15 protein-coding genes are annotated in these 15,905 nt (G+C 59.6%); 7 read left to right on the forward strand and 8 right to left on the reverse strand.

The window, feature by feature from the left end; all coding sequences use genetic code 11:
- Window positions 1-3 precede the first annotated feature (3 nt).
- The 6 genes from sufD to P8S53_RS14290 all read right to left on the reverse strand — a co-directional run bounded on the left by sufD (window position 4) and on the right by P8S53_RS14290 (window position 5,451).
- Window positions 4-1,302, reverse strand: coding sequence for a Fe-S cluster assembly protein SufD (sufD, locus tag P8S53_RS14265; protein WP_277804635.1), 1,299 nt, complete (start codon window positions 1,300-1,302; stop codon window positions 4-6).
- Window positions 1,302-2,060 carry a Fe-S cluster assembly ATPase SufC gene (gene sufC, locus P8S53_RS14270; protein WP_277804636.1) on the reverse strand — a complete coding sequence of 253 codons (759 nt, stop codon included), beginning with the start codon at window positions 2,058-2,060 and terminating at the stop codon, window positions 1,302-1,304. The genes sufD and sufC overlap by 1 nt, the downstream gene beginning before the upstream one ends.
- Before the next feature lie 16 nt (window positions 2,061-2,076).
- Entirely contained in the window at window positions 2,077-2,292 is a 216-nt protein-coding gene (locus P8S53_RS14275) for a hypothetical protein (protein ID WP_277804637.1), read from the reverse strand.
- Window positions 2,293-2,316: 24 nt separating this feature from the next.
- Window positions 2,317-3,828, reverse strand: coding sequence for a Fe-S cluster assembly protein SufB (sufB, locus tag P8S53_RS14280; RefSeq protein WP_277804638.1), 1,512 nt, complete (start codon window positions 3,826-3,828; stop codon window positions 2,317-2,319).
- A gap of 48 nt (window positions 3,829-3,876) precedes the next feature.
- Window positions 3,877-4,923 (reverse strand): cysteine desulfurase family protein, encoded by a 1,047-nt coding sequence (locus P8S53_RS14285; protein WP_277804639.1) that lies wholly within the window; start codon window positions 4,921-4,923, stop codon window positions 3,877-3,879.
- A gap of 69 nt (window positions 4,924-4,992) precedes the next feature.
- On the reverse strand, window positions 4,993-5,451 hold the full coding sequence (locus P8S53_RS14290; RefSeq protein ID WP_277804640.1) for an Rrf2 family transcriptional regulator: 459 nt from the start codon (window positions 5,449-5,451) through the stop codon (window positions 4,993-4,995).
- A 319-nt stretch (window positions 5,452-5,770) separates the two neighbouring features.
- On the opposite strand from P8S53_RS14290, the gene P8S53_RS14295 reads away from it, so the two are divergent.
- From P8S53_RS14295 to typA, 6 genes are all read left to right on the forward strand, one after another.
- Window positions 5,771-6,430: an alpha/beta hydrolase gene (locus P8S53_RS14295; RefSeq protein ID WP_277804641.1), complete on the forward strand. Its 660-nt coding sequence runs from the start codon at window positions 5,771-5,773 to the stop codon at window positions 6,428-6,430.
- Window positions 6,431-6,569: 139 nt separating this feature from the next.
- Window positions 6,570-7,781, forward strand: coding sequence for an NADP-dependent isocitrate dehydrogenase (locus P8S53_RS14300; RefSeq protein WP_277804642.1), 1,212 nt, complete (start codon window positions 6,570-6,572; stop codon window positions 7,779-7,781).
- A 141-nt stretch (window positions 7,782-7,922) separates the two neighbouring features.
- Window positions 7,923-8,651 carry a M48 family metalloprotease gene (locus P8S53_RS14305; protein WP_277804643.1) on the forward strand — a complete coding sequence of 243 codons (729 nt, stop codon included), beginning with the start codon at window positions 7,923-7,925 and terminating at the stop codon, window positions 8,649-8,651.
- Between the two features lie 10 nt (window positions 8,652-8,661).
- Window positions 8,662-8,985: a multidrug efflux SMR transporter gene (locus tag P8S53_RS14310; protein WP_277804644.1), complete on the forward strand. Its 324-nt coding sequence runs from the start codon at window positions 8,662-8,664 to the stop codon at window positions 8,983-8,985.
- 4 nt (window positions 8,986-8,989) lie between these two features.
- A complete protein-coding gene (locus P8S53_RS14315; RefSeq protein ID WP_277804645.1) occupies window positions 8,990-9,592 on the forward strand; it encodes a YitT family protein in 603 nt (200 codons plus the stop codon).
- A 71-nt stretch (window positions 9,593-9,663) separates the two neighbouring features.
- Window positions 9,664-11,484, forward strand: coding sequence for a translational GTPase TypA (gene typA / locus P8S53_RS14320; RefSeq protein WP_277804646.1), 1,821 nt, complete (start codon window positions 9,664-9,666; stop codon window positions 11,482-11,484).
- 330 nt (window positions 11,485-11,814) lie between these two features.
- On the opposite strand, the gene P8S53_RS14325 is transcribed toward typA, so the two are convergent.
- Window positions 11,815-12,339, reverse strand: coding sequence for a gamma carbonic anhydrase family protein (locus tag P8S53_RS14325; RefSeq protein ID WP_306417941.1), 525 nt, complete (start codon window positions 12,337-12,339; stop codon window positions 11,815-11,817).
- Window positions 12,339-13,223 (reverse strand): NAD(P)-dependent oxidoreductase, encoded by an 885-nt coding sequence (locus tag P8S53_RS14330; protein WP_277804648.1) that lies wholly within the window; start codon window positions 13,221-13,223, stop codon window positions 12,339-12,341. The genes P8S53_RS14325 and P8S53_RS14330 overlap by 1 nt, the downstream gene beginning before the upstream one ends.
- Window positions 13,224-13,320: 97 nt before the next feature.
- On the opposite strand from P8S53_RS14330, the gene P8S53_RS14335 reads away from it, so the two are divergent.
- Entirely contained in the window at window positions 13,321-15,777 is a 2,457-nt protein-coding gene (locus P8S53_RS14335) for a penicillin acylase family protein (protein WP_277804649.1), read from the forward strand.
- Window positions 15,778-15,905 lie beyond the last annotated feature (128 nt).

Genomic DNA, 15,905 nt, shown 5'->3' on the forward strand with positions numbered 1-15,905 from the left:
CGCTCATGAATGGCGCTGAAGCCAGGTTTCCATACGTCCGCGCAAATCCTCGGCCAGATCGGGATCGGCAATTTCTTCCAGCGCTTCGGCCAGGAATGCCAGCACCAGCAACATTTTTGCCGAAGCCTCGGGCAGTCCCCGCGCGCGCAGATAGAACAATTGCTCCGGGTCAATCTCGCCCGATGTGGACCCATGGCTGCATTTCACATCATCCGCGTAGATTTCCAACTCGGGCTTGGCCAGAAACTGCGCATTTTCATCCAGCAACAGCGCCTGACTGATCTGGTAGCCATCCGTCTGCTGGGCCGCCTGTTCCACCAGAATCTTGCCCTGAAACACACCAACGGCCCCGTTGCGCAACACTTTCTTGAACACCTGACGGCTTTCGCAGCCCTGCGCCCCATGGGTGACAAACACAGTGTCATCATGATGAAACGCGCCATCCCCAACAGTAGCCCCTGCCAGATGCGCAGAACCGCCCTGCCCGTCCAGCCAGATCATCGATTCGTTGCGCACAAGCCTGCCATTCGCGGTCAGGGTAAAGGATTTCAGTTGCGCCCCCTGCCCCAGCTGCGCAAACACATGCGCACTTCCTGCGCGGTCATGGTCGCGCCCTTGGGTGCGCACATGATGCAGCGTGCCGCCTGCGGCGACATCCACCTCGATCACCTGATTGAACCGCGCCGCAACCGGCCCGTTTTCCAGCAATGTCAGCTCTGCCTCCTGCTCCACGCGGATAACGTGGTGCATGATGGCATCCGCATCCTCGCTGCTGCGCAGATAGACCAGCGCCACAGGTTTTGCAGCTTTGCCTGTTGCGCGGATCAGGACACCTTGTTGCGCAAATGCGGTATTGAACGCGGCCAGCGGACGGTCGACAGGCGATTGCCCGCGCGCTTCCAGCTTGCCATAGATATCCTGCACCCAATGCAGATCCGTCATCGCCACATCATGCAACAGGCTGATTTCCACACCGGCCAGCGCGGGATCATCCGACGATGCGGGGTCAAACACACCATCCACAAAAACCAGTTTCACACGGTCGAACGCGGAAAAGACTGGGTCTTCATCCGTGACATTCAGCACCTTGGCCGCAGCGACCTGATCTGACGACAGATCGCGCGGATCGGTATAGCGCCAGTATTCATCGCGCTTGACGGGCATGCCCATATCCAGCAGCCGCGCTTTCGCCGCATCGCGTGCGCGTGTGGCCCATCCGCCGCCTTGGGGCAGCGACAGCGCGGCCAGACGGGCCTGCGCCGCATCGCGTTTTTGCGCTTTCAGCTTCGCCCTTGGCATCATCAGCGTGCCTCCGCCATCAGGTCGGCATAGCCGTTCTCTTCAACTTCAAGCGCCAGTTCCGGCCCACCTGTCTTGATGATGCGCCCCTCGCTCATGATATGGACGACATCGGGTTTGATATGATTCAGCAAGCGCTGGTAATGGGTGATCACCAGAAACGACCGCCCCGCATCGCGCAGCGCGTTCACACCGTCCGATACCAGTTTCATGGCATCCACATCCAGACCGGAATCGGTTTCATCCAGAATGCACATTTTCGGTTCCAGCATCGCCATTTGCAGGATTTCGTTGCGCTTCTTCTCGCCGCCCGAAAAGCCCACATTGACAGGGCGCTTCAGCATATCGGCGTCAATCTGCAAATCCTTGGCTTTCGCGCGGATGATCTTCAGAAACTCGCCCGCCGACAACTCGTCCTGCCCGCGCGCCTTGCGCTGCGCGTTCACGGCGGTGCGCAGGAATGTCATGTTGCCCACGCCCGGAATTTCCACGGGGTATTGAAACGCCAGAAACAGGCCCGCCGCCGCGCGTTCTTCCGGCTCCATATCCAGCAGGTCTTCGCCTTCCAGCGTGGCGCTGCCTTCGGTCACCGCATAGCCGTCGCGGCCCGACAGCACATAAGACAGCGTCGATTTGCCCGAGCCATTGGGGCCCATGATCGCATGCACTTCGCCGGGGTTGATGGTCAGCGACAACCCTTTGAGGATTTTTACCTCGGAGTCTTCTTCAAGTTCAGCGTGCAGATTTTCGATTTTCAGCATCTTCTTCCTCTTTCATTCACTCGGCGGGTGGGCACCGGCGCAACCACCATCCCGCAATCCAAAACGTGGCGAAATATTGTATCAGACCGGCCAGCAGGACCAGAATCCATGACTCGGGGTTCCACAGATACGCCACAGCAATAGCAAAGCCCCCACTGAACGGCAGTGCCACCAGCGCACTTGTCAACAGCCCCAGAACAGATATCTGAAAACCGCGCCTGAAATTGTGCATGATCCTAGTCACCTGACTTAGCCATCACCCTACAGAGCCTTCCAGCGAAATCGCGACCAGCGCCTGCGCTTCCATGGCGAATTCCATCGGCAATTCCTGCAACACTTCCTTGCAGAATCCGTTGACCACCAGGGCCACCGCTTCTTCTTCATCCATGCCGCGTTGACGGCAATAGAACAGCTGGTCGTCATCAACCTTGCTGGTCGTCGCCTCATGCTCCACGCGGCTCGATGCATTGCGCACTTCAATATAGGGCACAGTATGCGCGCCGCATTTATCGCCAATCAGCAGGCTGTCGCATTGCGTGTAATTGCGCGAATTCGTGGCCTTGGGGTGCATCGACACCAGCCCGCGATAGGTGTTTTGCGCATGCCCTGCCGAAATGCCCTTGGACACAATGCGCGAACGCGTGTTCTTGCCCAGATGCACCATCTTTGTGCCGGTATCGGCCTGCTGCCAGTTATTGGCAATGGCGATCGAATAGAATTCACCCTGCGTGTCATCGCCGCGCAAAATGCAGGACGGGTATTTCCATGTAATGGCGCTGCCGGTTTCCACCTGCGTCCACATCACTTTCGCGCGGTCCTCGCGGCAATCGGCGCGTTTGGTCACGAAATTGTAAATCCCGCCCTTGCCGTTTTCATCGCCCGGAAACCAGTTCTGGACGGTCGAATATTTGACATCGGCATCTTCCAGAATGACAATCTCGACCACTGCCGCATGCAACTGCGTCGTGTCGCGCTTGGGCGCGGTGCACCCTTCCAGATAGCTGACAGATGCGCCCTTTTCCGCCACAATCAGCGTGCGCTCGAACTGGCCGGTATTTTCGGCATTGATGCGGAAATACGTGGACAACTCCATCGGGCATTTCACACCGGCAGGGATGAACACAAAACTGCCGTCTGAGAACACCGCCGAATTCAGCGCCGCAAAGTAATTGTCATTCTGCGGCACGACGGACCCAAGGTATTTTTTCACCAGATCAGGATGATCCTGCACCGCCTCCGAGATGGAACAGAAAATAACGCCCGCCTTCTTCAGCTCATCCTTGAAGGTGGTGCCCAGTGACACGGAATCAAACACCGCATCCACGGCCACCTTGCGCCCTTCATCCGCCCCCTCAACACCCGCCAGGATCATCTGTTCCTTCAGCGGAATGCCCAGTTTCGCGTAGGTTTCCAGCAGCTTCGGGTCCACCTCATCCAGCGATTTGGGCTTTTCAACCATGGATTTGGGTTTGGCGTAGTAATACTGCTCCTGATAGTCGATCTCAGGAATTTTCAGCATGGCCCAATCGGGGGATTCCATGGTCAGCCAGCGGCGATACGCCTCCAGCCGCCAGTCCAGCAACCATTGCGGTTCCTTGTTCTTTTCCGAAATCAGACGCACGATATCCTCATTCAACCCTTTGGGGGCGAATTCCATCTCGATATCGGTTTCCCAGCCATGCTTATAGGTGCCCGCCATGGACTGCACGGTTTCGACAGTCTCGCGGTCCACACCTTCGCGCAGTTGGGTTTCATCCAATGCAGCCATGTCTTTTCCCTTCTTCACGGCAGCCACAGGGCCGCACGCTCTCTCAAATCAGACCGCGCCCTTAGCAACAACGCGGCGGTATTCCTTCAGCCAGGCTTGTGCAAAGCGCAGCACATCTTCCCTCGTTACATCCGGTCCCAGTGACACACGCACCGCACCCGCAGCCGTTGCATCATCGAACCCCATCGCCTGCAACACTCCCGAGGCCCGCAGCTTGCCCGAAGAACAGGCAGACCCGGCCGAAATCGCAAAGCCTGCAAGATCCATCTGCATCACCTGCAACTCGCCCCTCCAACCCGGTGTTGCAAGGCACAGCGTGTTGGGCAACCGTTGCACGTCTTTCCCGACTAAAATAGTCTTGCTTGCCTCTGCGTCCAGTGCCTCTTCTAGAATATTTCTAATTACAGATACACCTTCCCAGACCCCGTTGGCAAGATCACGCGCGGCAGCTTCTGCCGCAGCCCCGAATCCCGCAATGGCGACAATATTCTCGGTGCCGGCGCGGCGGCCCATTTCCTGCCCGCCCCCCCTGATCTGCGCGGCCAGTTCCGTGCCGCGCGTCATGACCACAGCGCCAATACCTTTCGGCCCCCCCAGCTTATGCGCCGATATCAGCCCCATCTGGACATTCAACCAGTTGAACGCAAAGGGCAGCTTGCCAAACCCCTGCGTCAGATCACTGACCGCCAGACCCGCAGGCAAATCCTGAACGAGTCCGGTTTCCGAATTCGCCAGTTGCAACGTGGCCTGCTCCGGCACGGGGGGGTGCACCCGCCCTTGCGCATCAACCGCCAATGAATCCGCACACCAGGCCCGCACCGCGTCATGCTCGACCCGCGCACAAGACAGGCCGCGCCCGCCAAGCGCCAGTGACGCCGCTTCCGTCGCCCCCGAGGTAAAGACAATCTCCGCCCCGTCAGCCCCCAGCGCCCCCGCCACCTGTGCGCGCGCCTTCTCGACCAGCGCGCGCGCCTGCCGCCCTTCGGCATGCACCGAAGACGGGTTGCCCACGACATCCATCGCGGCCACCATCGCCGCGCGGGCCTCATCGCGCAAAGGCGCTGTGGCATTATAATCAAGATAGACGCGGCGCATCACTCGCCCTTGTATTTCATTCTGGCCCAAATATCCCGGGGGGTCACCGAAGGTGACGGGGCAGCGCCCCTATTCATCCACAACCTCGAACAAGGTCGGCACTGCGGGACAGGGCGTCAGGCTGTTGCCCGCGACATCGGACAACCGTGTCTGGTGCAAAAAGACATAGACATGCGCCGACAACCCTTCCCACAGGCGGTTTGTCATCGATTGCGCCCGCGACCCCGACACACCGCCGGACGCACCGGCGCCCGAATGCATGGCGCTGACTGTTTCGTCAACTGCTTCCAGCACCTCGGACACACGAATGCTGTCTGCGCCCCGCGCCAGACGATACCCGCCGCCCGGACCGCGGACCGATTCAACAAGGCCCGCACGCCGCAACTTGACGAAAAGCTGTTCCAGATAGGCCAGCGACACCTGTTGCCTTGCCGAAATCTCATTCAACGAGACCAGCCCGCCCCCCGGGGCCATCGCCAGATCAACCAGCGCAACCATTGCATATCGCCCTTTGGTAGAAAGTTTCATTCCGTGTGTTCCCCGATCTCTTTCATCAAGCGCCGGTTCCATGTTACAGCATGCATATGGCCCGCGCTTGCGCCGCCCGTCAGATTTCATAGCCTGTCGTCGCGCTACTGCGCCAGCTTAAAGGTTGACGCGGGCAGGGCACACGCCTAAGTCTATGCGGCCTCATATCTGACGAAATCACGGTGACCACGGGTGGTTTAGAATCTTTCTAATCATACCAAAAGAAAAGAGTCAACAATACATGCAGTCGCTGCACATCCCTGATCAGCCGTTTTTCGTTACCGCGCCGACACCACATAATCCCAACAGGTAAGCCCCTATGCCCGAGATCATTTTCCCCGGCCCCGAAGGTCGCCTTGAAGGCCGCTACCATGCGCAGCCCAATCGCGATGCTCCGATTGCAATTTTGCTGCATCCGCACCCGCAGTTCGGTGGCACCATGAATAACAAGGTCGTCTACAACCTGCATTATGCCTTCCACAAGATGGGCTTTTCAGTGATGCGTTTCAACTTCCGGGGCGTGGGTCGGTCGCAAGGCGAATATGATCAGGGCGTGGGTGAATTGTCCGACGCCGCAGCGGCGCTGGATTACATGCAGGCCATGTCGCATAATGTGCGTCATTGCTGGGTTGCGGGCTTCAGCTTCGGCGCATGGATCGGCATGCAACTGCTGATGCGTCGCCCCGATATTACCGGTTTTGTATCGGTCGCGCCGCCTGCCAATCTGTATGATTTCAGCTTCCTTGCGCCCTGCCCCGCATCCGGCCTGATCATCAATGGCAGCGCGGACCGTGTCGCCCCGCCGCGCGATACCCGTTCGCTGGTGTCGAAATTGCAGGAACAGCGCGGAATCACCATCACGCATACGGAAATCGACGGTGCGGATCACTTCTTCAAAGATGAAGAAACCCATATGCAACCCATGCTGAACACGGTTTCAGATTACGTCGCCAACCGCCTGACGGAAACCACGCGCTAAACCGCCCCCGCAGGCGCGGTGCCGGGCGCGCCATGCAGGAATGCAGATTTTTCGTATACAACGGCATACTGTGCTTTGCATCCTGCACTGAATGGGGTATGAGGGCGCAAATCGACTCATCCAAAAGGCGGAGGATCACATGAGCAAGATCAAGGTAGCAAACCCGGTCGTGGAACTTGACGGCGATGAAATGACCCGGATCATCTGGGATTTCATCAAGAAAAAGCTGATCCTTCCCTATCTGGACATCGATCTGAAATATTACGATCTGGGGATCGAAGAACGCGACCGCACCGATGACCAGATCACTGTTGATGCAGCAAATGCCATCAAACAATATGGCGTGGGCGTCAAATGTGCGACCATCACCCCCGATGAAGACCGCGTTGAAGAATTTGGCCTGAAGCGCATGTATCGCTCGCCCAATGGCACGATCCGCAACATTCTGGGCGGCGTCATCTTCCGCGAACCGATCATCTGCCGCAACGTGCCGCGCCTTGTTCCGGGCTGGACGCAGCCCATCGTCGTGGGCCGCCATGCATTCGGTGACCAGTATCGCGCCACAGATTTCCGCTTTCCGGGCGCAGGCAAGCTGACGATCAAATTCGTAGGCGAAGATGGTCAGGTTATCGAAAAGGAAGTTTTTGATGCGCCTTCATCGGGCGTCACCATGGCGATGTATAACCTTGACGATTCGATCCGCGATTTCGCACGCGCATCCATGAATTATGGTCTGTCGCGCGGCTGGCCGGTTTATCTGTCCACCAAGAACACCATTCTGAAAGCCTATGACGGGCGCTTCAAGGATCTGTTCGCCGAAGTGTTCGAGGCCGAATTTGCCGACAAGTTCAAGGCAGCCGGCATCACCTATGAACACCGCCTGATCGATGACATGGTGGCCTGCGCGATGAAATGGTCCGGCGGCTATGTCTGGGCCTGCAAGAACTATGATGGTGACGTGCAGTCCGACACAGTTGCGCAGGGCTTCGGCAGCCTTGGCCTGATGACCAGCCAGTTGATGACCCCGGACGGCCAGATCGTCGAGGCAGAGGCCGCACATGGCACCGTCACCCGCCATTACCGCCAGCATCAGGCAGGCAAGGAAACCTCGACCAACTCCATCGCGTCGATCTTTGCATGGACCGGCGGGCTGAAGCACCGCGCCAAGCTGGATGACAACGCAGAACTGCTGAAATTCGCTGAAACGCTGGAAAAAGTGACGGTCCAGACTGTTGAGGACGGCTTCATGACCAAGGATCTGGCGCTTCTGGTCGGTCCCGACCAGAAATGGCTGACAACCATGGGCTATCTGGAAAAAGTCGACGAATACCTGAACAAGGCGCTGGCCTGAAGGTTCCGCACGTCCGACACATGAAAAAGGGGGCAAATGCCCCCTTTTTCTATGCCCTGCGCAAAGCTGTGAACTTTGCTTGGTTGCCCTGGGCGCAGTTGCCCGCTAGATGATGGGACACTTGCACACAGGAAAAATCCGATGCAGATCTCCCACCTCCTTCGCAAAGGCGCTGCCATTGGTGTGGCTTTGCTGCTGTCTGCGTGCCAGATGGCACCCGTCGTCATGGCCCCGCCACAGCAGGCCGCACCCGCACAGGGCGCATCTGTCACGCGCGCCGAATTTGGCGCTGTTGTGGCCCGCATGCGCCCGGTCGCAACGCAGGTTTGCCGCGACCGCAGCCCGCAGCTGGATTGCAATTTCAACGTCATTCTGGACGACCGCCCCGGCCAGCCGCCAAATGCGTTTCACACACGCGACGAACAGGGCCGCCCCATCATCGCCTTCACACTCGCACTGCTGGACGAATTGCGCAGCGCCGATGAGGTCGCGCTGATTTTCGGACATGAAGCCGCCCACCATATTGCCGACCACCTGCCCCGCATGCAAAATCAGGCCATGACCGGCGCGTTGCTGGGCGGTTTGGTGGCCACATTGTCGGGCGCGGACCAGACCACGGCACAACGCATCGTCAATGCAAGCGCAACAGTCGGCGCCCGCCGCTATTCCAAGGCGTTCGAGTTGGAGGCCGACCGCATCGGCGCGTTTATTGCAGCACGCGGCGGCTATGACCCGCTGGCGGGCGCGGCATTGTTCCGCCGCATTCCAGACCCCGGCAACCAGTTTCTGGGCACCCACCCGCCAAATTCGGAACGCTTGCGTGAAATCGAACGCGCAGTGGCCGACATGGCCGCAGGCCGCCCGATCTGAAGGACACGCGATGCACTGGCTCTTTCTGGCAATCGCCATCGTCTTTGAAACGCTGGGCACAACAGCGCTGAAGGCCAGCGACGGCATGACACGCCTGCTGCCCGCAACGGCCGCAGTTCTGGCCTATGCGCTGTCCTTCTGGTTGCTGGCGCTGGTGTTGCGCGTGATCCCCGTGGGTGTGGCCTATGCCATCTGGGCGGGGCTTGGCATTTGTCTGATTGCGCTTCTGGGCTGGATCATTTTCGGGCAGAAACTGGATATGCCCGCCATCATCGGAATTTCACTGATCATCGCTGGTATTGTGGTCATCAACCTGTTCAGCGCAAGGGTCTGATATAATGGCTGATACCCCCCGCCATACCCGCATGGAAGACGCCCAAGGGCTGGTTTTCGGGGCCGCCATGTGCGCCTTCGGGCTGTTGGTGTTGACCGGCGCGGGGCTGGTCACGGGCCAGACCGCCGGTTTGGCCGTGTTGATATCCTATGCGACGGGCTGGGCCTTCGGGCCGGTATTCTTTGTCATCAATATCCCGTTCTACATTCTGGCCTGGGTGCGGCTTGGTCCGGAATTCACCATCAAGACGCTCATCTCGGTCACGCTTATTTCGGTCATGTCGGGGTTCATGGGCGATCTGGTCACGGTAATCCCGCAAAACCCCGCCATTGCGGCTGTGCTGTTTGGCATGATCACGGGCGCCGGCCTTCTGGCCATTTTCCGCCACCGTGCCAGTCTGGGCGGGGTGGGAATTGTGGCCTATGATTTGCAGGAACGCTTCGGCTGGCGCGCGGGACTGGTGCAACTGGCCTTCGATCTGGTTCTGTTTGCCGTGGCCTTTCTGATATTGCCGCCCAATCTGGTTTTGTGGTCGCTGTTGGGGGCCGTGGTGCTGAACGCAATTCTGGCCATCAATCACCGCCGTGACCATTATATCGCAACGTAATGCGATCAGGGCTGGCAATTCTGGCGATCTTCGGCTAATGCGGCGGCGCAGCATGAAAAGGCACTTTTGTTATGGACCTTCGCAATATCGCGATTATCGCCCACGTTGACCACGGCAAGACAACACTTGTCGACGAACTTCTGAAACAGTCGGGCACCTATCGCGAAAACCAAGCCACCACCGAACGCGCAATGGACAGCAATGATCTGGAACGCGAACGCGGGATCACGATTCTGGCCAAGGCAACTTCGGTTGAATGGAAAGACACACGCATCAATATCGTGGACACCCCCGGCCACGCCGATTTCGGCGGCGAGGTGGAACGCATCCTGTCCATGGTCGATGGCGTTGTCTTGCTGGTCGATGCCGCCGAAGGCCCGATGCCGCAAACAAAATTCGTCACCTCCAAAGCGCTGGCGCTGGGGCTGCGCCCGATTGTCCTTCTCAACAAGGTGGACAAACCCGCAGCCGAACCCGACCGCGCGCTGGACGAAGTGTTTGACCTGTTCGCCAATCTGGGCCCCAGTGATGAACAGCTTGATTTTCCGGTGCTTTATGCCTCTGGCATCAATGGCTGGGCGGATGTGGAACTCGATGGCCCGCGCCAGGACATGTCCGCGCTCTTTGATCTGGTTGTGGCCCATGTGCCCGCACCTGCACAGATCGCGGCGCGCAATGACCCGTTCCGCATGCTGGCCACCACGCTTTCCGCAGATCCCTATCTGGGCCGCATTCTGACGGGCCGCGTTGAATCCGGCACACTCAAGGCGGGCGAAACCATCAAGGCGCTCTCGCGCGATGGCAAGAAACTTGAACAATTCCGCGTCACCAAGGTTCTGGCGTTTCGCGGCCTTGGCCAGCAGGCCATCGATGCTGCCGAAGCAGGCGACATCGTCACCCTTGCAGGCATGTCCAAGGCCACAGTGGCGGACACGCTGTGCGCGGTCGAGGTTGAAACAGCACTTGATGCCCAGCCCATCGACCCGCCGACCATCTCCGTGACCTTCGGCATCAATGATTCGCCGCTGGCCGGTCGTGATGGCGCAAAGGTGCAAAGCCGCGTTATCCGCGAGCGCCTGATGCGCGAGGCAGAACTCAACGTCGCCATCAAAGTCAGCGACACCCCGGGCGGCGAGGCATTTGAAGTGGCCGGGCGCGGCGAATTGCAAATGGGTGTGCTGATCGAAAACATGCGCCGCGAAGGGTTCGAATTGTCAATCTCGCGCCCCCGCGTGCTGATGCGCAATGAAGACGGCCAGCGTCTGGAACCGATTGAAGAAGTCACCATCGATGTGGATGATGAATATACCGGCACCGTCATCGAAAAACTGACCGGTCCCCGCCGCGGCGATCTGGCCGAAATGAAACCTGCGGGCGCAGGCAAAACGCGCATCATCGCGCATGTGCCCTCGCGCGGGCTTATCGGCTATCATGGCGAATTCCTGACCGACACACGCGGCACGGGGGTTCTCAACCGCGTATTCCACGATTGGGCACCCTATAAAGGTGCCATTCCCGGCCGCCGTCAGGGTGTGCTGATCTCGATGGAAGATGGCACCGCCGTGGCCTTCGCATTGTGGAATCTCGAAGATCGCGGGCGCATGTTCATCAACCCCCAGGAACCGGTCTATCAGGGCATGATCATAGGCGAGCATTCGCGCGACAATGATCTGGAAGTGAACCCGCTCAAAGGCAAGAAACTGACCAATGTGCGCGCATCAGGCACCGATGACGCTGTAAAACTGACGCCTGCCACGATCATGTCGCTGGAGCAGGCGATTGCCTATATCGATGATGATGAACTGGTCGAGGTCACGCCAAATGCGATCCGGTTGCGCAAGCGCTTCCTTGATCCGCATGAACGCAAACGTCAGGCCAAGGCCAGCGCCTGAACCCCACTCAGAAAACGCATGCATCAGATGTATAGAGCATGTTGCTCAAAAGTGGGAACCGGTTTTGAGCTTCTCGAACATGCGCAATCAATAAGTTAGAGCATGTCTCGTGAATGCGAATGAACGTGATATGCTCTAGAAAAAGGCCATCTTGACGATGGCCTTTTTTGCCTATCTCCGCCAACCCGCACGCGCGCTCACATCCTGCGGCTTTCATTCTGGCAAAAATATCCCCCGACACGGGTTTCTCAAGGGGGGCACGCCCCCCTTGAGGCAGGGGGTTTGGGGGGCAGCCGCCCCCAAGCCACCCCGATGACACACAAGGCACACTCAGATCGCGCGCAACCCCGCCCGGAACCGCGCCATATTCGCGCGGTACCCCGCCGCGGATTGCACCAACCGCGCGCGCGCGGCCTCATCCAGCTGCCGCACGACGCGCCCCGGTGCGCCCATCACCAGCGACCCGTCCGGGATTTCCTTGCCTTCGGTCACCAGCGCGCCTGCCCCGATCAGGCAGCCTTTGCCAATCACCGCACCATTCAGGACTGTTGCACCCATACCAATCAAGGACCCGTCCCCGATGGTGCAGCCATGCAAGATCGCCTTATGTCCGATCGTGCACTGCGCCCCGATGCTCAGCGGATAGCCCATATCCGTATGCAGGATGCAGTTTTCCTGAACATTCGTCCCCGCGCCCAGAACAATCGGTTCATTATCGCCGCGCAAGGTGCATCCGAACCAAATGGATACGCCCTGCCCCAAAACGACATTGCCAATGACATGCGCCCCCGGTGCCACCCAGAAATCGCCGTCCTCGGGCACGTCTGGCCGCTGCCCGTCCAGTTCATACAGCATCATTTCCCCCCGTAGGATGGCGCGCGCAACCGCTCGATCAGGCTTGATGTGTCCCAGCGCCCGCCCCCCATGCGCTGGATATCCTTGTAAAACTGGTCAACCAGCGCCGTCACCGGCAGGGACGCGCCCACATCCTCTGCCGCCGCCAGACAGATGGCCAGATCCTTGCGCATCCAGTCCACCGCAAAGCCGTGGTTGAATTCACCATCCAGCATGGGCGCATGCCGGTTGGCCATTTGCCACGACCCCGCCGCACCCTGACTGATCACCTCGACCACGGCGCGGCCATCCATGCCTGCTTTTTCCCCGAAATGCAGCGCCTCGGACAAGCCCTGCACCAGCCCCGCGATGCAGATCTGGTTCATCATCTTGGCAATCTGTCCCGCGCCGCTGTCGCCCATGCGTTTGCACACGCGTGCATAGGTGGCCATGACCGGTTCCGCGCGTTCAAACGCCGCACCGTCGCCACCGCACATGATCGACAGCACGCCATTTTCCGCGCCCGCCTGCCCGCCGGAAACCGGCGCATCCACAAACCCCACACCTTCCGCGCCGGCAATACTATGCAATTCGCGCGTCACCTGCGCCGACACTGTGGTGTGATCTACAAAAACGGACCCTGTTGCCATGCCGGCGAAGGCACCGTCCTCGCCCAGGCAGACGCTGCGCAGATCATCATCATTGCCCACACAAGCCATGACAAATTCCGCGCCATGGGCCGCCGCGCGCGGGGTTTTCGCCCAATCACCGCCATGTGCGGCACCCCAGGCTTTCGCCTTGGCGGTTGTGCGGTTATAGACTGTCACATCATGGCCTGCACGGGCCAGATGCCCCGCCATTGGCCCGCCCATGACCCCCAGCCCAAGAAACGCGATTTTCGCCATAGCCCTGCCCTCTCCAATACTTGTGATTGCGCTTGATCTGCCCAGATAATAGGTATCATGGCTATACTGACCGTCAACCGAAAGCCGTTTTGCGCCCATGTTTACCCTGTTTCGCTGGCTCGTATATATTCTGTCCGGTCTGCTGGCCCTGACAGCACTGACGGCGCTGGCCTTCTATTTCTTCCTGTCACGGTCTTTGCCCGACTATAATGAAGATTTCACGCTGGACGGGCTGAACGCCCCGGTCGAGATCCTGCGCAACACCCATAACGTGCCGCATATTTTTGGCGAGTCCGACGAAGATGTGTTTTTCGGCCTTGGGTTTGCGCATGCGCAGGACAGGTTGTGGCAAATGCAGGTCCTGCGCCGCACCGCACAAGGGCGCTTGTCCGAGATGTTCGGCCGCCGCACCCTGCGCACCGATGAACTGATGCGCAGGCTGGATATTTACGGTCTGGCGCGCGCGTCCTTCGATGTGCAGGATGCCGCCACGCAAGACGCATTGCGCGCCTATGCCAACGGCGTGAATGCGTGGCTGCGGCTGACATCGGATCGCGCGCGCGGTCGAGGTGCGCCGGAACTGTTCATGTTCAGGGCCGAAACGCCCCTGTGGCAACCGGCAGATTCACTGGCCATCCTGAAACTGCTGTCAGTGCAGCTTAATTCACAGATTTCAACAGAGGTGCTGCGCGCCCGGGCCTCTGCAATGCTGGACAATGACCGCCTGCGTGATCTGATGCCAGATGCGCCCGGCGCGGGCATGGCCGAAGTGCCGGAATATTCCAGCCTGTTTCCCGATCTGCCCGCCTCGACGCAGGTTGCGACCTTTGACGACCCGCTGTCGCCTGTGCGGCCCTATTCGCTGGCGGGTGCGTCCAACAGTTTCGCGGCCGCCCCCGCGCGGGCTGCGGGTGACGGGGCGCTGCTGGCAAATGATCCCCATCTGGAACTGACCGCACCGGCAATCATGTATCTGGCCCGTTTGGAATTGTCCTCGGGTGGGGTGATCGGGGCCACAATTCCGGGCATTCCGGCAATCCTGTCGGGCCGCTCAAACGCATTGGGCTGGGGCATTACATCGGCCTATGTAGATGATGCCGATGTCTTCATCGAAGAACTGAACCCTGCGAATTCGGGACAATACCGCACCCCCGACGGCTGGGCCGAATTTGAAACCCGCGGCTCCATCATCCGCGTCAAGGACGAAGATCCCCTGACCCTAACCTTGCGCTGGTCCCAGAACGGGCCGGTGCTGTCGGGGGCGTTGTATGATCTGGGCACCGTCACACCACCGGGGCATGTTGCAACCATCGGCTGGACCGCCCTGACCAGTGATGACACCACCATGAGTGCCGCCATCCGCCTGATGCAGTCGCAAACGATTGAAGACGCGATTGATGCAGGCGAATTATTCGTGGCTCCCGCACAGAACCTGATGCTGGCCACCCGCGACCGCGTGGCCATGCAGACCGTGGGCCACCTGCCCCGCCGCAATGCAGACCACCAGACCCAGGGCCGCATGCCCGCACCGGGATGGCGTGCTGAAAACCGCTGGCTGGGCACCTTGCCCTATTCGGCCAATCCGCGGTTTCTGGACCCCGAAAGCGGGCTTCTGGGCAATACCAACAACAAGATCCTTGATCGCCCCTTTCCGCTGCACGTCAGTCATGACTGGGGCGACACGCAGCGCATCACGCGGTTTTTGCACCTGATGCGCGCGCGCAGCGTTCACACCCGCGACAGTTTCATCGAGGCGCAGCTGGACACGGTCAGCCCCGCCGCGCGCCTGCTGTTGCCGTTGGTGGCCGCCGATCTGTGGTTCTCGGGCGAGGCCGCACCAGAAGGCACCCGCGCCCATCTGCGCCAGCGCGCCCTCAGCCTGCTGGCCGACTGGAACGGTGAAATGAACGAACATCTGCCCGAACCCCTGATCTATTCGGCATGGATGCGCGCCCTTCAGACCCGCCTGATCCGCGATGAGCTTGGCCCGCTGGAAGATGCCTTCATTCACGTTAACCCCGATTTCATTGAACGGGTGTTCCGCGACACGGACGGGGCGGCGGAATGGTGCAATGTGGTCCAGTCATCCGTGCGCGAAAGCTGCACCGACATGGCCCTTCTGGCGCTGGACGAAGCGCTGCTGCGCCTGACCGAACGCTATGGCACATCGGTTGAAAGCTGGCGTTGGGGGGACGCGCATACGGCCACGCACCGGCATGCCGCATTGGGCAATGCGCCGGGCCTGCGCGCCTTCGTCAATATCCGGCAATCCACATCGGGCGGCGACCACACCCTGATGCGCGCCCGCACATCAGGGCGCGATCCCGACCCGTTTGCCAATGTTCATGCGGCGGTTTACCGCGCCGTGTATGATTTCGCCGATCCTGAAAGTTCGGTGTTTATCCTGTCCACCGGCCAGTCCGGGCACCCGCTGTCGCGCCATTATGACGATCTTGGGGAATTGTGGCGCCGGGGCGAGTATATTCCCATGACACTGGACCCTGATCTGGCCCGCGGCGGCGCAGTGGGGCTGACGCGGCTGCGCCCGAATTAACCATATAGTAAATGATTCGCTGTAACACGGGAACAATATCCGGTGGCGGAAGTTAGTTGACGCCAAGTCAAGTGCGACAGTGACGCTAAGTCAGATGCGACAGATTTGCGAATGCCCTGCTAAAAATA

Origin of the sequence: Roseinatronobacter sp. S2 (genome assembly GCF_029581395.1) — a bacterium.
Lineage (GTDB): Bacteria > Pseudomonadota > Alphaproteobacteria > Rhodobacterales > Rhodobacteraceae > Roseinatronobacter.